Raw genomic sequence first — 16,658 nt, 5'->3', positions numbered from 1 at the left:
GCAGACAGGGCAGACAGGGCAGACAGGGCAGACAGGGCAGACAGGGCAGACAGGGCAGACAGGGCAGACAGGGCAGAACGGAGGGTGCGTCGGTTCATTGGTTGTGCACAAGGCGCAAATGAAAAAGGGGCCCCAGCTTTGCTGAGACCCCTTATGATTGCGCTGATTCTGTTATTGTTATTGTTTGTTTTGTTTTCTGCCTTGTTTTGGTCATGGCAAACTCGCCATGACAAGCATTGTTTCGACTCATGAAATTGTTATTCTTTTTTTTCGAGTCCCGCCCCTGTTGTTGTTGTTCGGTGGCGTGTGTTCATCGTGCATTTACCCCACTCTCAATGCAACATTTTGAAAAACCGTTTAAATTCAATGTGTTGCGAAGTTTTGTGTGATGGGGTCGATTATAAGTAGTGTGACCGCTCCGTCAGGTTGTTACTTGGTGTGTAGGACGGTAACAGGTGTGGCCGTTTTTTGGCCGTCGTTCAGGTTGTGCTACTGCTGCGACGGCGCGGGATACCCAGCCGCTGGCGCCGTTCCCACAAACATTTGCGGCTGATGCCGAGTTTTTGCGCCAGTTCTGTTTCTGTCATCGCGTCCTGGTTCTCCAGCACGAAGCGGGTGAAATAATCTTCCAGCGACAGATCTTCCTGTGGATCTTGTAGTGGCCGGCGCGCTGCGCTGGCGGCCTGGGCCTGAGCTGGTGTCAGGGGGGCGGGCGGGTCGGAAGGAATCGCCAGCAGCTCCGGTGTGATGGCCGGGCCATCGGCCAGGATGACGGCTCGCTCAATGGCGTTTTCCAGCTCGCGCACGTTGCCGGGCCAGGTGTAGCGATCCATGACTTTCAATGCCGCTTCGTCGAAATGCAGCTCGCGGCTGTTATGCCGCTCGCACAGGCGCGACAGCAGGGCATGGGCGAGCAGACGGATATCCTCGCCGCGCTCGCGTAGCGGTGGCAGCTCCAGCTGGATCACGTTGAGACGGTAATAGAGATCCTTGCGAAACTGGCCGGCAGCCACGCGGGCATCCAGCAGGCGCGGGCTGGCGACCAGCAACCGCACATCAATGGGGCGGCCCGATAATGCGCCAAGGCGGCTGCTCTCGCCGTTTTGCAGCAGGTGCAGCAGGCGTGCCTGGGCATCTGCGGACAATTCGCCCACCTCATCCAGAAACAGGGTGCCGCCATCGGCGGTTTCCACCAGGCCGCGCCGGCTTTCTTCGGCGCCGGGCAATGCGCCTTTTTCGTGGCCGAACAGTTCCACTTCCAGCTGTTGCCCCGGCAAGGCGGCACAGTTGATCACCACCAGCGGCCCACGGCGGCGGTCGCTGCGTGCGTGAATAGCACGTGCCACCAGCTCCTTGCCGGTGCCGGCTTCGCCGGTGATCAGCACCGTGGTATCGGTGACGGAAACCTTGTCGATACGGCGAAACAGCTCCTGCATCGGAGCGCATTCGCCGAGCATTTCCTGCACCGGATAGCTGCGCTCCACATCAGCGCGCAGTGCTTCGTTATGCCGCCGCAGGGTGCGCTCGCTGAGAATCCGTTCAACGGTCAGCACCATTTCGTCGTGATCGAAAGGTTTGGCAATGTAATCGACTGCGCCTTCACGCATGGCGTCCACCGCGGAGCGCAAGCTGGCATAGCTGGTCATGATCAGCACGGGGGTGGGCCGTGCCAGGCTGATCAGCTCAGTGCCGCTGGCGCCGGGCAGGCGCAAGTCGCTGATGACCAGATCGAAATCGGCCAGATCGTGCTCGCGCGCGGCTTCGGCGGAGGCGGCTTCGACGACGGTGTGCTCGTGCCGCTCCAGCAGTTTGCGCAGCGCGCCGCGAATAACCGGCTCGTCCTCGACAATCAGAATATGGCTCATGACTTGACCTCGCAGCCTGTCAGGTATCGTCCGAGAAGCCTGGCAGAGTGATGATGAAGCGTGTGCCACGCTGGTCAGCGACCGGGCTTTCTACCCGGAGGCTGCCAAAATGGTCCTCAATGATACTGTAAACCAGTGCCAGACCAAGGCCGGTGCCCCGCCCCGCCGGTTTGCTGGTGGCGAACGGCTCGAACAGCGTGTCGCGCAGCGAAGTCGGAATGCCGTGGCCACGGTCTTCCACTTCTATCTCGACGGATTGGCCTTCATCCACCAGCCGGCTGCGCACGGTGATCGGCGCGTCGTCGGGGGAGGCATCAGTGGCGTTTGCCAGCAGGTTGACGAACACCTGTAACAGGCGCTGGCTGTCACCGCGCACCCGGTGATCGGGGTTGCAGTGATTGGCGAAGGCCTGGCTGCGGCGTCCGGGATCAAGCCGTAGCAAGCCGATCGCCTCTGCCACTGTATCATGAAGTGAGATCGGGCCCTGGATCCCCTCCAGATTGCCGCCGCCACTATGAGAAAAGGTAATCAGCGATTCCACGATGCGGCTGATGCGGCGGGTCTGCTCGACAATTTGTGTCGCCGCCTGGCGCACGTCATCGGCATCGGGCTCGTGATCCAGGTTTTGCGCCAGGCAGGCGATTGCGGTCACCGGGTTACCGATTTCGTGTGCCACACCCGCCGCCAGCCGTCCGATGGAGGCGAGCCGCTCGTTGTGGGCCACCCGCGCCTCAAGGGCGTGCAGATCGGTCACATCCTCGATCACGATCACCAGCCCACCAGTGCGCTCGCCGGGCAGCGCGCCCAGCACTTGTGATTTGTGCAGGCTCAACAGCCGTGGCGGGCCGTCCGGTTCCGGCAGTTCGGCCTGGGGATCACGGCTGAGATCGCCGTTGGCAAAATTGTGCAGCAGCGGGTTCCAGGGGCGCGGCAAGGTGGTCAGCCGCGCACCGATGGTGCGCTCGGCGCCGATGCCGGTGAGCTGCTCCATGGCCAGATTCCAGCCGATGATTTCACCATCGGCGCCCAGCGAGATGACGCCCATGGGCAGCTCCAGCAGCGTTTGCCGGTGAAAGCGGCGCAGGCTGTCCAGCTCGGCGGCAAGGCCGGAGAGACGGTGCCGGTAAAGCTCCAGACGCGTCTCGATAAACTGGATGTCTTCGCTGGATTCCTGCTCCGACTGGGGCTTGTAGGGCAGGTGGTCATCGACGATCTGATGGGCCACCGAAGGGCCGAGCAGGCCGGACAGGTTGGTTTCCACCTGGTCACGCAGCCGGCGCAAGGCGTAGGGCCGTGTTTCGGCGCGGGTCAGATGCAGGTCACGCAACGCCATGTCCACTTCACGCGCGGCGGTGACGGGGCCGAGCGGTTCGGTCAGATGGGCGATGAAATCATCGGCGCTGGTGGCCTCAAGTTCCCAGCGCAGTGGCCGCCGCAGGCTGCCCACGGCGCAGGTATCGGCGGCGTTGCGCTCCGCTTGCGAGGTGCGGGTGAACAGCGATACCAGCACGAATACCAGGCTGTTGCAGATCACCGAGGCCATGGCGACGTGATGCCACTGGGCGGCGGGGCTGCGGCGGCTGATATCCAGCAGTTCGAACAGCCAGCTGGGGTAGCCGCCGGAGGTCAGAATCGGCAGCAGCAGCGTTAGCGCCCATAAGGTGAAGCCCACCACCAGACCGCTGAACAGCCCGTTGCGGTTTGCCCCCGGCCAGAACAGCGTGCCGATCAGCCCCGGCACGAATTGCAGTGTGGCAACGAACGACAGCACCGCCAGTTCGGTCAGGCTGTGGCGCTCGCCGGTGGCGGTATAGAACAGATACACCAGCGCCAGAATGGCGCAGATCAGCAGCCGCCGTGCCCAGAGCAGCCAGCGATACAGGCTTTCGTCCAATGGCCGGCTTTGACGGACTGGCAGCACCAGGTGATTGAGGGTCATGGCAGAAAGCGCCAGTGTGGCGACGATCAGCATGCCGCTAGCGCCGGCCAGCCCGGCAATGAACGCCAGTAAAGCGCCCTTGGGGCCGCTGAGGCTGCCCACGGCGAGGAAATAATAATCCGGCGGCGCGACCAGTTCGGCGGCCGCTGCGACCCACAGCAGTACGGGAATGCACAGCGCCATCACCAGCAGCCACAGCGGCACCGCCCAGCTGGCGGTCATCAGGGCACGCGGGTTGAGGTTTTCCGTGAAGGCCATGTGAAACATGTGCGGCATCACCACGGCGGAGACAAAAAACGCCAGGATTATCGAATGCCAGGTGCCGTCCTGGAGTGGCTGGTACAGGCGTGTCAGAGCCTCCGGGTTGGCTTCCAGCCAGGCGCCAAGCTCGGCTGGCCCACCGAACACCCCGAACAGACCGAGCAGGGTGACACTGGCAAAGGCAATCAGCTTGATCACTGATTCCATCGCAATAGCGACCACCAGCCCTTCGTGTTTTTCGCGGGCGGTGGCGTGGCGGGCTCCGAACAGGATGGCGAACAGCGTGACCAGTACGCAGAACCAGAAGGCGACCCCGGTGGGCTCGGCCTCGGTGGTGAGCAGCTGGATTGATTCGGCCACCGCTTTGATCTGCTGCGAGAGCAGCGGCAACATGCCGATCAGCATCATCAGGGCGGTCATGGCGCCAACCAGGCGGCTGCGATAACGAAACGCGAGCAGGTCGGCCAACGAGCCCAATTGATGCGTGGTGGTCAGGCGCAGGATTGGCGAGAGCACCATGGGTGCGAGCATGAAGACGCCGGAGATGCCGAGAAAATAGGCCAGAAAGTTGTAGCCATACTGATAAGCGTAGCCAATGCTGCCGTATACCGCCCAGGCGCTGGCATACACGCCGAGCGAGAACACATACACTGCCGGGTGCCGCACCAGCCGCGCCGGCAACCAGCCGCGATCGGTGATCCAGGCCACCATGAACAGAAACAGCAGGTAGCCCAGCGCTATCAGAAAAACCTGTGAAAGACTAAATCCCATCGAAGTCGCGGCTCTTGCCAATCCAGTAACACAACCCGATCAGCAGCAGCCACATCAGGTAGGGGCGATACCACGCCTGGCCGCCTTCGCTCCACCATTCGATGATGGCCGGCGACAGCAGATAGGTGCCCAGAATGAAGATAATCAGCAATCGGTCGGTATACATGGGGAAATCCAGTCGCCCAGGGCCAGATGGCAGGATTGACCCCGCCAGTGAGGCGGGGTGAGAGAGGGAGCGTAGCGCAAGTGCGGTGTGCTAGGCCAACCTCGCTACCGAGGACGGTGCCGGCGGCACGCCCCGGATGCATTCGTTTTGTTCAGCGGCGGCCCGTCGATGGCGCAGTGATCCGTTGGCATGCCGCCAGGGTGCTGCTGCGCCAGCGGGGGATCGCCCAGGCGAGGAGCGCCGGGCAGGGTGCGCCATGCAGCTCTCGCGGGGGCGGCAGACCCAGCAGTGCCAGTGTCTGCTGCAAATTGGCGGACACATTGCTCGTCAGGGCTGCGCTGCCCGCCGATTTCGACAGTTTCACGCCGTAATGATCCACCAGTACCGGCAGGTGGCCATAGCGTGGGCGGGGGCGGCCCAGGCAATCCAGCACATGCAACTGCCGGTGGGTGGAGCTGAGCAGATCGACGCCGCGCAGCACATCGGTGATGCTGTCATCGGCATCGTCCAGCGCGCAGGCCAGTTGATAGGCAAACAGGCCGTCGCGTCGGCGTATCACAAATGGCCCTTCCTGCTCCGCCAGGTTCAGTTGCTGCGGCCCTTGGAGGCGGTCGTCAAAACGAATCGGCCTGGCCGGTACCGCCAGGCGCACGGCGCGATCCGGGGCGGGTGATACGGCACAGGCCGGGCCGGGGTGGCGGCCGCCGAGCGTGGTCAGATCGCGCCGGGAAAGCACGCAGTGGAAGGCGTGGCCAGCGCGCAGCAACTGCTCGACGGCGGCCTGATAAGCCGGGTGGCGCTGGCTCTGGTAGCGCTCCTGTTCATCCCAGTGCAAGCCATGGGCTGCCAGCTGGTGCAGCTGCATGGTAGCGGCGCCGGGCACTTCGCGTGGGGGGTCAATGTCGTCGATGCGCACCAGCCAGGTGCCGCCCTGGCTGCGTGCATCCAGATAGCTGGCCACCGCCACCAGCAACGAGCCAAGGTGCAGCGGCCCGGACGGGGTTGGTGCAAAACGGCCGCGGTAGGCAGTCATCGTGATCGTGCCACGCGAAACGCCGGGCGGCGCCGACGTTCGCGATGGTGGGGCAGGCGGCTGCGTCGCTGCATCAGCCCGCCAGTTGCTTTTCCTTGATCTCGGCCAGCTCCTTGCAATCGATGCACAGCTCGGCGGTGGGCCGGGCTTCAAGGCGTCGAATGCCGATCTCGATGCCGCAGGCTTCGCAATAGCCGTATTCGCCTTCGTTGATCTTTTCCAGCGCCTTCTCGATTTTCTTCAGGAGCTTGCGCTCGCGGTCACGCGTGCGCAGCTCCAGCGCGAATTCTTCTTCCTGAGTGGCGCGATCTGCCGGGTCGGGCAGGTTGGCGGCCTCGTCTTGCAGGTGATGCACGGTACGGTCCGCTTCTTCCACGAGCTCTTGTCGCCAGGCGACAAGAATGGCGCGGAAGTGCGCGTACTGTTCATCGCTCATGTATTCCTCACCCTTGGAAGGGGTGTAGGGGGGGTAACCGTGAATCATCGTGCCCGGCTTCGGCGCCGGGAGGTCCATGGGATCTTTCACTTTCGACGATACCTGAGAAGTGGTTGATGGGGCGGCACCTCCCTGCCCGGTATGGCCGGTGTCCTTTCTGGCACGGGCACCGGGGCCAGCGGACGCAGGAGCGGCAGGCCGGGGTGCAGATTTCGGCGGCAGCGGGCGCTGGGTGGAGCCTGCTGCCGGTGCCGCTGCCTTGCGAGCAGCGGCTTTGGTTGTTCGGGTTGTCTTTGCCGCTGCACTCTTCGCTGGCGCGGCGGATTTGCTTGCTGCGGTCTTCTTGGCAGGTGCCGCTTTCGCAGCGGGCACCGCTTTTTTTGCCGGTGCAGCTTTTGCCTTTGCGGTTACAGTCTTTTTTGCTGCTGCCGGCTTCGTCGCTTTGGCTTTTGGGGCCGTTGCCTTGGCCGCTGCCTTTGTCGGCGCAGCTGCTTTTTTGGCTGCGGCTTTCGGCGCCGCCTTGGTGGCCGCTGCTTTCGGCTTGGTCGCCGTTTTTGCAGCAGCTTTGGTGGCGGCGGCTTTAGTGGCTACCGTTTTTGCCGCGGCCGCTTTTTGTGTTGTTTCTGTCTTTTTCGGTGCAGCTTTCTTCGGTGCAGCTTTCTTCGGTGCTGCTTTCTTTGCCGGTGCTTTTTTTGCGACAGCTGCCTTTGCCTTTACTGCCGGTTTTTTCGTTACCGCAGCCTTGGGGGCTGACTTTTCGGAAGCAGCCGCTTTTTTGGCGGTGGCCTTGGCTGGAGTTTTTGCCTTCGCGGTGGTTTTCGTGTCAGCGGCGGCTTTGGCCGTTGCCTTCGGGGTAGCCGGGCTTTTTGCCTTCACGGTCGGGGCGGTGGCGGCCTTCTTGGGCGCGGCCTTCGCGGGTACTTTCTTTTTACGGGTAGCCATTCTGATCAACTCCCTTAACATACTCGCTGCTCACTGTTAGTTTGAGCGCCACATCCGCTGGCGCCGCAGGCAAGCTTCCGACGATACCCTTACCACAGGGCGATTGTCACCCCTGTGCTGGCCGTCCGGGGCGGTGCCGGCACGTCGGCAAATGCGCCGGGGAGGGGGCCGGCCGCCGCGCCAGCAAATTCGCCGGCAAAAATACGCACCGGGCTTTGCTCCGGGGCGCGCCGATTATAATCATCCCGGCTGAAACTGAAAGCCGGGCCTGTTTCGGAGGGGCTTGCCCTGGTGATCCGCTCTTTTCCTCGCGCCGCAAGGTGTGATCGAATCGCCCCCTTTCATGTGATGGCGCTGGTAGCGCAGGCCGAAGCACTGAGTGCCGCCGGCCACGATGTGATCCATCTCGGTGTCGGAGAGCCTGATTTCCCGACACCGGAGGCGGTGCTTCGCGCCGGGCAGCAGGCGCTGGCGGAGGGCCGCACCCGCTACACTGCTGCGGCGGGTATCGAGCCATTGCGTGAAGCCATCAGCGGTTTTTACCGAAGCCAGTTTGGCGTCACTGTGCCGGCAGAGCGCATCCTGATCACGCCGGGGGCTTCGGGCGGGTTGCAGTTGTTATTATCGGCGCTGGTCGGCCCCGGCGATGGTGTGCTGCTGACCGATCCCGGTTACCCATGCAATCGGCATTTTGTGGAGCTGGTCAGCGGCGAGCCGCAGCCGCTGCTGCTCACGGCGGAAAATGGCTGGCAGGTGGAGCCGCACGCGGTGGCCGCCGCCTGGCGCAACAATACGCGCGTGGCCTTGCTGGCCTCACCGGATAACCCCACCGGTAATGTATTGCCTGCTGCAAATATTGCCGCGTTGGCCGACATTGCCCGCGAGCGTGATGGCGCGCTGATCATCGACGAAATATACCAGGGGCTGGTGTACGACGCGCCAGCCAGCAGTGCGCTGGCCGTCGCAGATGACGTGCTGGTGCTGAACAGCTTCAGCAAATATTTCGGCATGACCGGCTGGCGCCTGGGCTGGGTAGTGGTGCCGCCGGCACTGGTGCCGGATCTGGAGCGCATGGCGCAGAATTTCTTCCTCGCACCTTCCACGCCCGCGCAGTACGCCGCGCTGGCGGCTTTCGCACCGGCTAATCTGGCGGAGCTTGAGCGGCGCCGCGCCATGTTGGCCGAGCGGCGGGCTCTGCTGTGCGAACGATTGCCCGAGCTGGGTTTTCGCATCATGGGTGAGCCGGCCGGGGCGTTTTATCTTTATCTGGATGCCTCGGCGCTGACCGACGACAGCTATGCCTTTTGCCAGACACTGCTGGCGCGTACCCATGTGGCGCTCACGCCGGGGGTAGATTTCGGCACGGCGCACGGGCCGCAGCGTTACCTGCGCGTCGCTTATACCTGCGAGCTGGCGCGGCTGGAAGAGGCGCTGGGGCGTATTCGGCAGTTTCTGGAGCAGCAGTAGATGAAATTTGATCCGCCGTTGCAGCACGGTACATTGGTGCGGCGCTACAAGCGGTTTCTGGCCGATATCGTCACCGAAGCCGGTGACACGCTGACACTGCATTGCCCAAACACTGGCTCGATGAAGCACTGTGCGCCGGAGGGTGCCGCCGTGCTGTATTCCGACAGTGGCAATCCGCAACGCAAATACCGGCATACCTGGGAAGCCGTGCAGGTGGCACATGGCCATTGGGCTGGCGTCAATACCAGCCGCACCAACGCGCTGGTGGCCGAGGCGATTCTCGCCGGCCGGCTGCCGGCGCTCGCCAATGATGCCTTGCAGCGAGAAGTGCGCTGGGGCGACAGCCGCTTTGATCTGGCGTTGGGTGCCCGCGACGGGGAGCCGCCGCATACGCTGATCGAAGTGAAAAACGTGACCCTCGGGCCGGGGCCGGATGACCCGGATCACGGCATTCTCATATTCCCCGATGCCGTGACCCTGCGCGGGCAGAAGCATTTGCAGACCTTGATGCAGGTGGTGCAGGCGGGGCAGCGGGCGGTGCTGGTGTTCTGCGTGCAGCATACCGGTGCCTGCCAGGTGCGGCCGGCGGATGAAATTGATCCCGCCTACGGTGCCTTGCTGAGGCAGGCAAGCCAGGCGGGTGTGGAGATTCTGGCCTGGAAGACGCGCATTTCGGCTGATGAAATGGCGCTGGCGGAGCCACTGCCGGTGGTGCTGGCCGGCGCGGCTGATGCAAGCGGCGCGAACGCTTGAGTGACTGAACGAGCAGGGCGATGCGAGTGCCAAGGGCGCCAATACTGCGGCGGGGCACCCATGCTCCGCATGTGTTGACCTGTTGTGGCGGGCGAATCAGGGGAATGGATCTGGCGAGCGCGTCGGGGAAGCGCATCAGAGAAGTGAGCCAGACAGGTGTGGAAATATATGCCTCATCGGGTACGGCCTTGCCGCGCCCGCTCAGGCGTTATGGTGCGGGAAGGTGATCAGGCGCCGGATGTCGCTTTCGCCCAGCTGGCACATCAAGACCCGATCCAGCCCTACCGCCACCCCGGCACAGGCCGGCAGGCCGTGGGCCAGCGCGGCCAGCAGATAAGGGTCTGGGGCCATGGGCGGTTGCTGATACGCCGCACGGCGGGCCTGATCGCGAGCAAAGCGTGCTGCCTGCTCGGCGGTGTCGGTCAGCTCGTAATAGCCGTTGGCCAGCTCCATGCCACGGGCATACACCTCAAAGCGTAATGCCACCTCGGCGCCATCCGGGTCGTGCTCGGTCTGTGCCAGCGCGGCGGCCCAGCCAGGGAAGCGGTCCACCACGCTCAGCTGCTCCGGCGGCAGGGCTGCTTCCACTTCGGTGGCCATCAGATAATCCACCAGCCCGGCATGATCCAGAGCCGGTAGCTCGGTGTGGCGTGCCGCATGGGCGCGCAAGGCATCGGTATCGGCGGTCAGCGGATCAAGCCCGGTGACCTCACGAAACAGCTCCCGGAAGGCGTAGCGCTGCACTTTCGATAGCGCCAGCAACTCGCTGAGCAAGGTGCAGCATTCGCGAATCAGATCATCCAGGCTGTAGCCGGTGCGATACCACTCCAGCAAGGTGAACTCGGGGTTGTGGCGGCGGCCGGCTTCGCCATCACGGTAGGCACGGCAGATTTGCCAGATCGGCCCGCTGCCGGCGGCCAGCAGCCGCTTCATATGGTATTCGGGCGAGGATTGCAGATAGCCGTAACCGGGCACGGCAATGCACTGGATGTGGATATCCGTGACGCCGTGGGAGGCCAGTTGCGGTGTGTCCACTTCCAGTACATCGCGGGCATCGAAGAAGGCCCGCACCTGCCGGTAGAGCATGGCCCGGGCCTTGAGGGCCCGGGCGTCGGTGCCCGGGCGCCAGTCGCTCATCCGCCTTTGACGCGGCTGACGTATTCGCCAGTGCGGGTGTCGATCTTGATCACTTCGCCGGTCTGCACGAACAACGGCACCCGTACTGTGGCGCCGGTGGATAGCTTGGCCGGCTTACCGCCGGTGCCAGCGGTGTCGCCCTTGAGGCCGGGGTCCGTTTCGATGATTTCCATCTCGACGAAATTGGGCGGTGCCACTACCAGCGGTGCGCCATTGAACAGGGTGACGGTGCACATGTCTTCTTCTTTCAACCACTGAATGGCATCGCGCACGGCGGCCTCATCGGCGGGCAGCTGCTCGAAGCTCTCCGGGTTCATGAAGTGCCAGAATTCGCCGTCGGTATAAAGGTACTGCATCTCCACGTCCATGACGTCGGCGCCTTCCAGGCTCTCGCCGGACTTGAACGTGCGCTCCCAGATCTTGCCGGTTTTCAGGTTGCGCAGGCGCACCCGGTTGAACGCCTGGCCCTTGCCTGGCTTGACGAATTCGTTCTCGACGATGGCACAAGGGTCGCCGTCCAGCATCACTTTCAGGCCGGACTTGAATTCGTTGGTAGAATAGGTCGCCATGTACACACCCACAGTCAAACGTAAATGAAGGGCGGCAATGATAACGCAGCAACGACAGACTTGGCACATCGGGCTGGCACGGAGGTGTGCGTGAGCGCGCAAGATATGGGCGGTACGGCCATTCCCCTGGCGCCGGCGCCCGACTGGATACAGCAGCAAGCGCAGGTGATTACCGACCCGGCCGAGCTGTTGGCGCTGCTCGGGCTGAGCCGGGCAGCGCTGCCGGAAGCCTTGCAGGCCGCAGCCGATTTTCCATTGCGTGTGCCACGCAGCTATGCGGCGCGCATCCGGCCCGGCGACCCGCACGATCCACTGCTGCGGCAGGTACTAGCCAGCGGCGACGAGCTTCAGGAGGTGCCGGGCTATCACGCCGACCCGCTGGCAGAAGCGACGCACACGCCGGTGCCTGGCATCCTGCACAAATACCATGGCCGCGTGCTGCTGGTGGTCACCGGCGCCTGCGCGGTGCACTGCCGTTACTGCTTCCGGCGTCATTTTCCCTACCAATCGCACCTGCCCACCGCCGCCCGTCTGGACGAAGCGCTGGCGTGGCTGGCCGCGCGGCAAGATATCGAGGAGGTGATTCTCAGTGGTGGCGACCCGCTGAGCTTGTCAGACCGGCGCCTGGGCGAGCTGATCGCGCAGCTGGCGGCGATCCCGCATTTGCGCAGGCTGCGTATCCACAGCCGTCTTCCTGTGGTCATCGAAGGGCGCATCACCGACGCGTTGGTGGCGATGCTGGATGAGCAGCGCTGGCGTGCCACACTGGTCTTGCATGCCAATCATGCCAACGAGCTGGCGCCCTCCTTGCGGGGTGAAATGCGTCAATTGCAGCGGGCTGGTGTGACGGTGCTGAATCAGGCGGTGCTGTTGCGCGGTGTGAATGATTCGCTGGCAGCGCAGGAAGCGCTTAATCTGGCGCTGTTCGAGCACGGCGTGCTGCCCTATTACCTGCACCAGCTGGATCGCGTGGCCGGCGCAGCCCATTTCGCGGTGCCGGATGAGCAGGCGCTGGCGCTGCACGACGCACTGCGCAGCCGCCTGCCGGGTTATCTGGTGCCAGCGCTGGTGCGTGAATTGCCGGGCGATCACAGCAAGACGCCCGTCGCTGCGGTGGCCGAGGCGGATTTACAAGCGTTGCCGGGCTGACTTACAGTCGCGCGGAAAGTAGTGCAAGGTGGCGGGTGACAATAACGATAAAGCGCACGCGGATACAGGCGATGCGCACGATATGCGGTGCAAGGTTGCCTGGCGCGTAAAGCGCGTAAGACACGAGCAGTGTGACCGATGCAGCGTGACCGATGGAGGGGTTATGTCGGGGGACATACAGATCAGGCTGCGCCTTCCTGAGCAGGATCTGGGTGCATTGACGCTGGGCAGTGATCAGCCACGCCGGCTGCGCGCCTGGGTAGCACAGTTGCCGCGCATGAATCTGGGCGAAACAGCCAGGCAGCTTTACCTGTACATTCAAGAGCTCAATCGCCTGCCGCTGGAGACACCCACACGGCTGCAATTGCTGGAGATCCTGCGCCTGCCGCTGCTGGAAACCTGCGCCAGCCTCGGCCAGCACTATCTGAAACAATCGCTGGTGCTGCCGGAGAATGCACAGCGGGTGGCCGCCCTTGCACAGGCACTGCAAAATCATCTGGCCACGGGTTACAAGCTGGTTGTGTCACGCGCCTTGCGGCGGGTGCAGCGCTTGCAATCGAACGGGCAGGCGGGGCAAGGCGCTGCCGAGCGCGCGCTGCAACGAAACGTCGCAACCGCCATGCAGCGGGCGGCCAGTGCGCTTTCCGAGGTCCTGCTGCGCAGCTGCCAGCTGTATCTGCCCACGCCGCGCCACTTGTGGCTGGAGCTGCATCAGTTGTACCTGCTGGCGAGCACCTATGCGTTGGAACACGTGCAGATCACTGATCCGGCCTGGCCCGGCACGGAGCAGGTGACCACGGTAGCGAATACCTACCATCGTGCATTGCTGCTGGCGACAGCACGGCCGAACCAGCTGCGCCAGCCGGAGCTAGCCTGGGTATTCGAGGCCAGTGCTCAGTGGGCCGGCATGATCCAGGTGCGCCCGGCAAACGCTGACGACGATCTGTTTGTATTTGATTTGCAGCTGGATAAACCGCCCACCTGCCGCACTCATGTGTCCGCAGCGCGAGCCAGCTCCCGGTATGTGCATTCGCGAGCGTTGGTTGAGGCGTTGGCCGCGAGCGAAGCCGGCCATGCGCCGAGTGGCTTTGAGCTGCCCGCCGGTGGCCCGCCGGCGTTGCTGGCGCACTTGTGCCAGGCATGGGGTGCGGTGGCCGAGCGCTCGTTCCAGCGCCAGGTGCATACTTTGCAGCTGGATATTTGCCTGGGCATCAGCGCCGTTCATTTTCATGCCTCCGGCAGTGTGGATTTTGTCGCTCGCACGCAGCAGGCCGCGCCGTCCGAGGCGGAGATGGAAGCCATTGATCTGGCGACCGCCAGTGCAGCGGCCAAGGGTGGCCGCCAGCGCGCCGTGAGTTTTCCTGCCCACCGCTGTCAGACAGTCAACGTCAGCCCTGGCGGCTACTGCCTGGCCTGGCAGGGCGAGACACCGCCACAATTGCGCACCGGGGAGTTGATCGGCTTGCGAGAAGAGGAACATCACGAATGGACGGTGGGGCTGGTTCGCTGGGTGCGACAACTGACTCATCAGGGTGCGCAGCTGGGTGTCGAGCTGCTGGCGCCCCGCGTGCTGGCTGTGGCCGCACGCGTATTGCCGCCGGCCGGCGAGGCGGGTGATTTTCAGCGCGTGCTGTTGCTGCCGGAGCTGGATACTATCGGCCAGCCGGCTACGCTGCTGCTGCCGCCGTTGGGCTTTGCGCCGGGCTGTATTGTGGAGCTGCTGCGGCAGGGTGCACGGGAGCGGGTGCAGCTTGCGCGGCGGGTCAGCAGCACGGCGAGTATCATGCAATACGAATTCCAGTCGCTGGATGCGGCGCCAGCGGCCAGCGGTGATGCTGACGAGTTCCACTCGATCTGGGCATCATTGTGAGCAGCCGGCCATATTGCCGGCTGCCTGGCATCCGGCGCTGGGTTGATTACGCCACCGGAGCGGGCAAAATGTGCCACGCTGGTTGCGCCCGCCCCGCTGGTGGCGATGCCGCCCGGCCGCTGCTCCGGCGCCGAGCAGATGCTGCGTTGCGGCGTTTGCGCCATTCGCTTCTCTCATTGCTGATGCCCTCGGGCATTCTGACAACAGGCTCTTGATGACGTACAAACTCGATACCATCCGCTTGCTGATCGCCCACGACTCTCAGGACGATGCCGAGCAGTTGATGAACGCCCTGCGTAATGCCGGCCGCGCCACGCGCGCCGAACTGGTGCTGGGCGAGGATGATCTGCTGCGTGCGTTGAAATCAGGCAGCTGGGAGATGCTGCTGTGCCGGCCCGCGTTCGGCGGCTGCACCCTTGAGAGCGTGATGGCGCACTTGCAGCGTCTCGGCAAGACGCTACCGGTGATCGTGCTGGCAGATCACTTTGATGCCGGGCAATTACGCGGCGCGCTGGCCCTGGGTGCACGGGCGATGGCGCCGGTGGCGGACCGCGAGCTGATCATGCTGCTGGTGGATCAGCAGCTGGATTATGTGCGTATGCGCAAAGAGCGGACGGAGAATGAGCACGCGCTGCGCGAGGCGGAAAAGCGGCTGGCCGTGTTGATGGATCAAAGCCGCGATGCGATCGCCTATGTCGTCGATGGCATGCATATCCATGCCAACGATACCTATGTGGAAATGTTCGGCTATGCCAGCGCCGACGATCTTGCCGGCGTGCCGGTGATGGATATGGTGTCGGCCGCCGATCATGAAAAGCTGAAAAAACTGCTCCGCAGCCGCGCTCAGGATGAGAGCAAGACGCACGAGCTGGCCTGCCGGGGTGTCGACACCCGAGGCGAGGAATTCGACGCGACCTTTGTGTTTGCGCCCTCCACCTACGACGGCGAAGCTTGCACCCAGATCGTGATTCGCAGTGCCGACGTGGATGAATCCGTGTTGCAGGAAAAACTGCAAGCCATGAGCCAGGTGGATCAGACTACCGGCCTGTACAACCGCCTGTGGTTCATGGAGCGCCTTGAGGAAGCCGTTGCCGAGGTGCACAAGACGGGCCAGATGGCCGGGCTGCTGTATTTGCGGCTGGATGAATTCGAGCAGATGCAGGGCACTGTGGGTATGGAAGGCGCAGACGAGGCTCTGATGCTGGTGGCCGGCGCGCTGCGCAAGCGGCTGGGCGATCAGGTGCCCATGGCGCGTGTGGGCGACGAGGATTTTGCCCTGCTGCTGCCGGTGCAGGAGCGCGAGGACGCGGCGCCGATGGCCGAGCAGTTGCGAGCCGACATCGAGGCGCTGATGCCGGCGGTGCAGGGGCGTACTCTTCATCTGACCGGCAGCGTGGGTGTCGCTTTTGTGCAGGAGGACAGCCGCAATGGCCAGACCGTGATCACCCGAGCGCTGGATTGCTGCAACAAGGCGCAAAAGCACAACAGCGGCAAGGGCAACAGCGTTCATATCCACGATCCCATGGATGATGTGGCCGCAGGCTCGTCGGAGGCGGTGGCGCTGGCCATCCGGCAAGCGCTGGAGCAGAACAGCTTCCGGCTGCTGTATCAGCCGCTGATGAATCTCTCCGACGAGAGCGATCACTTTTTTGAAGTATTTGTGCATTTGCCACAAAAAGAAGGCGACGATCTCAAGCCCGAGGCGTTCATGCCGATCGCCGCCGAGCATGGCCTGGCAGCGAAGATTGATCGCTGGGTCACGCTGCATGCCATTCGTGCCGCGATGGCAGAAAAAACACCGCTGCGCCTGCTGATCAACCTCAGCGGCTATTCGCTACAGGATGCCGAGCTGGCCGCCTGGATCGGCAAGGCGCTCAAGGCATCGAAATTCGATCCTTCACGGCTGTTGTTCCAGATATCCGAAGGCGATGCCAATACTTTCCTCAAGCAGGCGCAGGCGTTTGCCGAGCAGATTGCGGTGCTGGGCTGCCGCTTCTCGATCAGTCGTTTTGCCGGCGGCATCAATCCGTTCAAGCTGTTCGAGCATGTGCCGGTGGCCATGGTGAAGTTCGATGGCAGTTTTACGCAGGAGCTGAGCAAACCGGAAAGCCGCACCAAATTTGCCGAGCTGATTACCCAGGCCAGCAATCAGGGTAAGGAGGTACTGGTCGGTTTTGTCGAATCTGCCCAGCAGATGCAGGTGCTGTGGACGCTTGGTGGGGTCAACTATCTGCAAGGGTTCTACTTGCAGGCACCGGGGCCGAAATTGCAGCTCAGCGCCGACGAGTAGCGTGCTTTTT

Annotated in this window: 13 protein-coding genes; 6 read left to right on the top strand and 7 right to left on the bottom strand. The window is 63.3% G+C overall.

Features of this window, described 5'->3' with window-relative positions:
* Positions 1-479: 479 nt before the first annotated feature.
* The 5 genes from MU846_RS07370 to dksA all read right to left on the bottom strand — a co-directional run bounded on the left by MU846_RS07370 (position 480) and on the right by dksA (position 6,549).
* On the bottom strand, positions 480-1,865 hold the full coding sequence (locus MU846_RS07370) for a sigma-54-dependent transcriptional regulator (protein WP_246951154.1): 1,386 nt from the start codon (positions 1,863-1,865) through the stop codon (positions 480-482).
* 19 nt (positions 1,866-1,884) lie between these two features.
* Positions 1,885-4,836 carry a sensor histidine kinase gene (locus MU846_RS07365; RefSeq protein ID WP_246951151.1) on the bottom strand — a complete coding sequence of 984 codons (2,952 nt, stop codon included), beginning with the start codon at positions 4,834-4,836 and terminating at the stop codon, positions 1,885-1,887.
* Entirely contained in the window at positions 4,826-5,002 is a 177-nt protein-coding gene (locus MU846_RS07360) for a hypothetical protein (protein ID WP_246951149.1), read from the bottom strand. Before MU846_RS07360 ends, MU846_RS07365 begins: the two co-directional genes overlap by 11 nt.
* Positions 5,003-5,153: 151 nt before the next feature.
* Positions 5,154-6,035 carry a tRNA glutamyl-Q(34) synthetase GluQRS gene (gluQRS, locus tag MU846_RS07355; protein ID WP_246951147.1) on the bottom strand — a complete coding sequence of 294 codons (882 nt, stop codon included), beginning with the start codon at positions 6,033-6,035 and terminating at the stop codon, positions 5,154-5,156.
* A gap of 73 nt (positions 6,036-6,108) precedes the next feature.
* Complete coding sequence (gene dksA, locus MU846_RS07350) at positions 6,109-6,549, bottom strand: RNA polymerase-binding protein DksA (protein ID WP_371738719.1); 441 nt, start codon at positions 6,547-6,549, stop codon at positions 6,109-6,111.
* Between the two features lie 181 nt (positions 6,550-6,730).
* Between dksA and MU846_RS07345 the strand changes: the two genes are divergently transcribed.
* The 3 genes from MU846_RS07345 to sfsA all read left to right on the top strand — a co-directional run bounded on the left by MU846_RS07345 (position 6,731) and on the right by sfsA (position 9,633).
* Positions 6,731-7,453 (top strand): hypothetical protein, encoded by a 723-nt coding sequence (locus MU846_RS07345; protein WP_246951145.1) that lies wholly within the window; start codon positions 6,731-6,733, stop codon positions 7,451-7,453.
* A 308-nt stretch (positions 7,454-7,761) separates the two neighbouring features.
* Entirely contained in the window at positions 7,762-8,880 is a 1,119-nt protein-coding gene (locus MU846_RS07340) for an aminotransferase class I/II-fold pyridoxal phosphate-dependent enzyme (protein ID WP_371738728.1), read from the top strand.
* Entirely contained in the window at positions 8,881-9,633 is a 753-nt protein-coding gene (gene sfsA / locus MU846_RS07335) for a DNA/RNA nuclease SfsA (RefSeq protein WP_246951143.1), read from the top strand.
* Between the two features lie 201 nt (positions 9,634-9,834).
* Here sfsA and epmA read toward each other — a convergent pair whose 3' ends face one another.
* A complete protein-coding gene (epmA, locus tag MU846_RS07330; RefSeq protein WP_246951134.1) occupies positions 9,835-10,770 on the bottom strand; it encodes an EF-P lysine aminoacylase EpmA in 936 nt (311 codons plus the stop codon).
* Positions 10,767-11,339, bottom strand: coding sequence for an elongation factor P (gene efp, locus MU846_RS07325; RefSeq protein ID WP_246951132.1), 573 nt, complete (start codon positions 11,337-11,339; stop codon positions 10,767-10,769). Before efp ends, epmA begins: the two co-directional genes overlap by 4 nt.
* 105 nt (positions 11,340-11,444) lie before the next feature.
* On the opposite strand from efp, the gene epmB reads away from it, so the two are divergent.
* The 3 genes from epmB to MU846_RS07310 all read left to right on the top strand — a co-directional run bounded on the left by epmB (position 11,445) and on the right by MU846_RS07310 (position 16,648).
* On the top strand, positions 11,445-12,488 hold the full coding sequence (gene epmB / locus MU846_RS07320) for an EF-P beta-lysylation protein EpmB (protein WP_246951193.1): 1,044 nt from the start codon (positions 11,445-11,447) through the stop codon (positions 12,486-12,488).
* A 163-nt stretch (positions 12,489-12,651) separates the two neighbouring features.
* A complete protein-coding gene (locus MU846_RS07315) occupies positions 12,652-14,358 on the top strand; it encodes a cyclic-di-GMP receptor FimW-related protein (protein ID WP_246951130.1) in 1,707 nt (568 codons plus the stop codon).
* Positions 14,359-14,572: 214 nt separating this feature from the next.
* A complete protein-coding gene (locus MU846_RS07310) occupies positions 14,573-16,648 on the top strand; it encodes an EAL domain-containing protein (protein ID WP_246951128.1) in 2,076 nt (691 codons plus the stop codon).
* Positions 16,649-16,658 lie beyond the last annotated feature (10 nt).

Source organism: Alcanivorax quisquiliarum (genome assembly GCF_023051175.1).
Classification (GTDB): domain Bacteria; phylum Pseudomonadota; class Gammaproteobacteria; order Pseudomonadales; family Alcanivoracaceae; genus Isoalcanivorax; species Isoalcanivorax quisquiliarum.
Note: the sequence above shows the minus strand (reverse complement) of the source record. Positions and strands in the feature narration are given on the sequence as shown.

Bases quoted from the DNA above. Each gene is read 5' to 3' on its own strand.
- gluQRS (WP_246951147.1), bottom strand. From the start codon at position 6,035: ATGACTGCCTACCGCGGCCGTTTTGCACCAACCCCGTCCGGGCCGCTG.
- epmB (WP_246951193.1), top strand. From the start codon at position 11,445: ATGGGCGGTACGGCCATTCCCCTGGCGCCGGCGCCCGACTGGATACAG.
- MU846_RS07360 (WP_246951149.1), bottom strand. From the start codon at position 5,002: ATGTATACCGACCGATTGCTGATTATCTTCATTCTGGGCACCTATCTG.
- sfsA (WP_246951143.1), top strand. From the start codon at position 8,881: ATGAAATTTGATCCGCCGTTGCAGCACGGTACATTGGTGCGGCGCTAC.
- epmA (WP_246951134.1), bottom strand. From the start codon at position 10,770: ATGAGCGACTGGCGCCCGGGCACCGACGCCCGGGCCCTCAAGGCCCGG.
- MU846_RS07365 (WP_246951151.1), bottom strand. From the start codon at position 4,836: ATGGGATTTAGTCTTTCACAGGTTTTTCTGATAGCGCTGGGCTACCTG.
- MU846_RS07310 (WP_246951128.1), top strand. From the start codon at position 14,573: ATGACGTACAAACTCGATACCATCCGCTTGCTGATCGCCCACGACTCT.
- efp (WP_246951132.1), bottom strand. From the start codon at position 11,339: ATGGCGACCTATTCTACCAACGAATTCAAGTCCGGCCTGAAAGTGATG.
- MU846_RS07370 (WP_246951154.1), bottom strand. From the start codon at position 1,865: ATGAGCCATATTCTGATTGTCGAGGACGAGCCGGTTATTCGCGGCGCG.
- MU846_RS07340 (WP_371738728.1), top strand. From the start codon at position 7,762: ATGGCGCTGGTAGCGCAGGCCGAAGCACTGAGTGCCGCCGGCCACGAT.
- dksA (WP_371738719.1), bottom strand. From the start codon at position 6,549: ATGGACCTCCCGGCGCCGAAGCCGGGCACGATGATTCACGGTTACCCC.
- MU846_RS07315 (WP_246951130.1), top strand. From the start codon at position 12,652: ATGTCGGGGGACATACAGATCAGGCTGCGCCTTCCTGAGCAGGATCTG.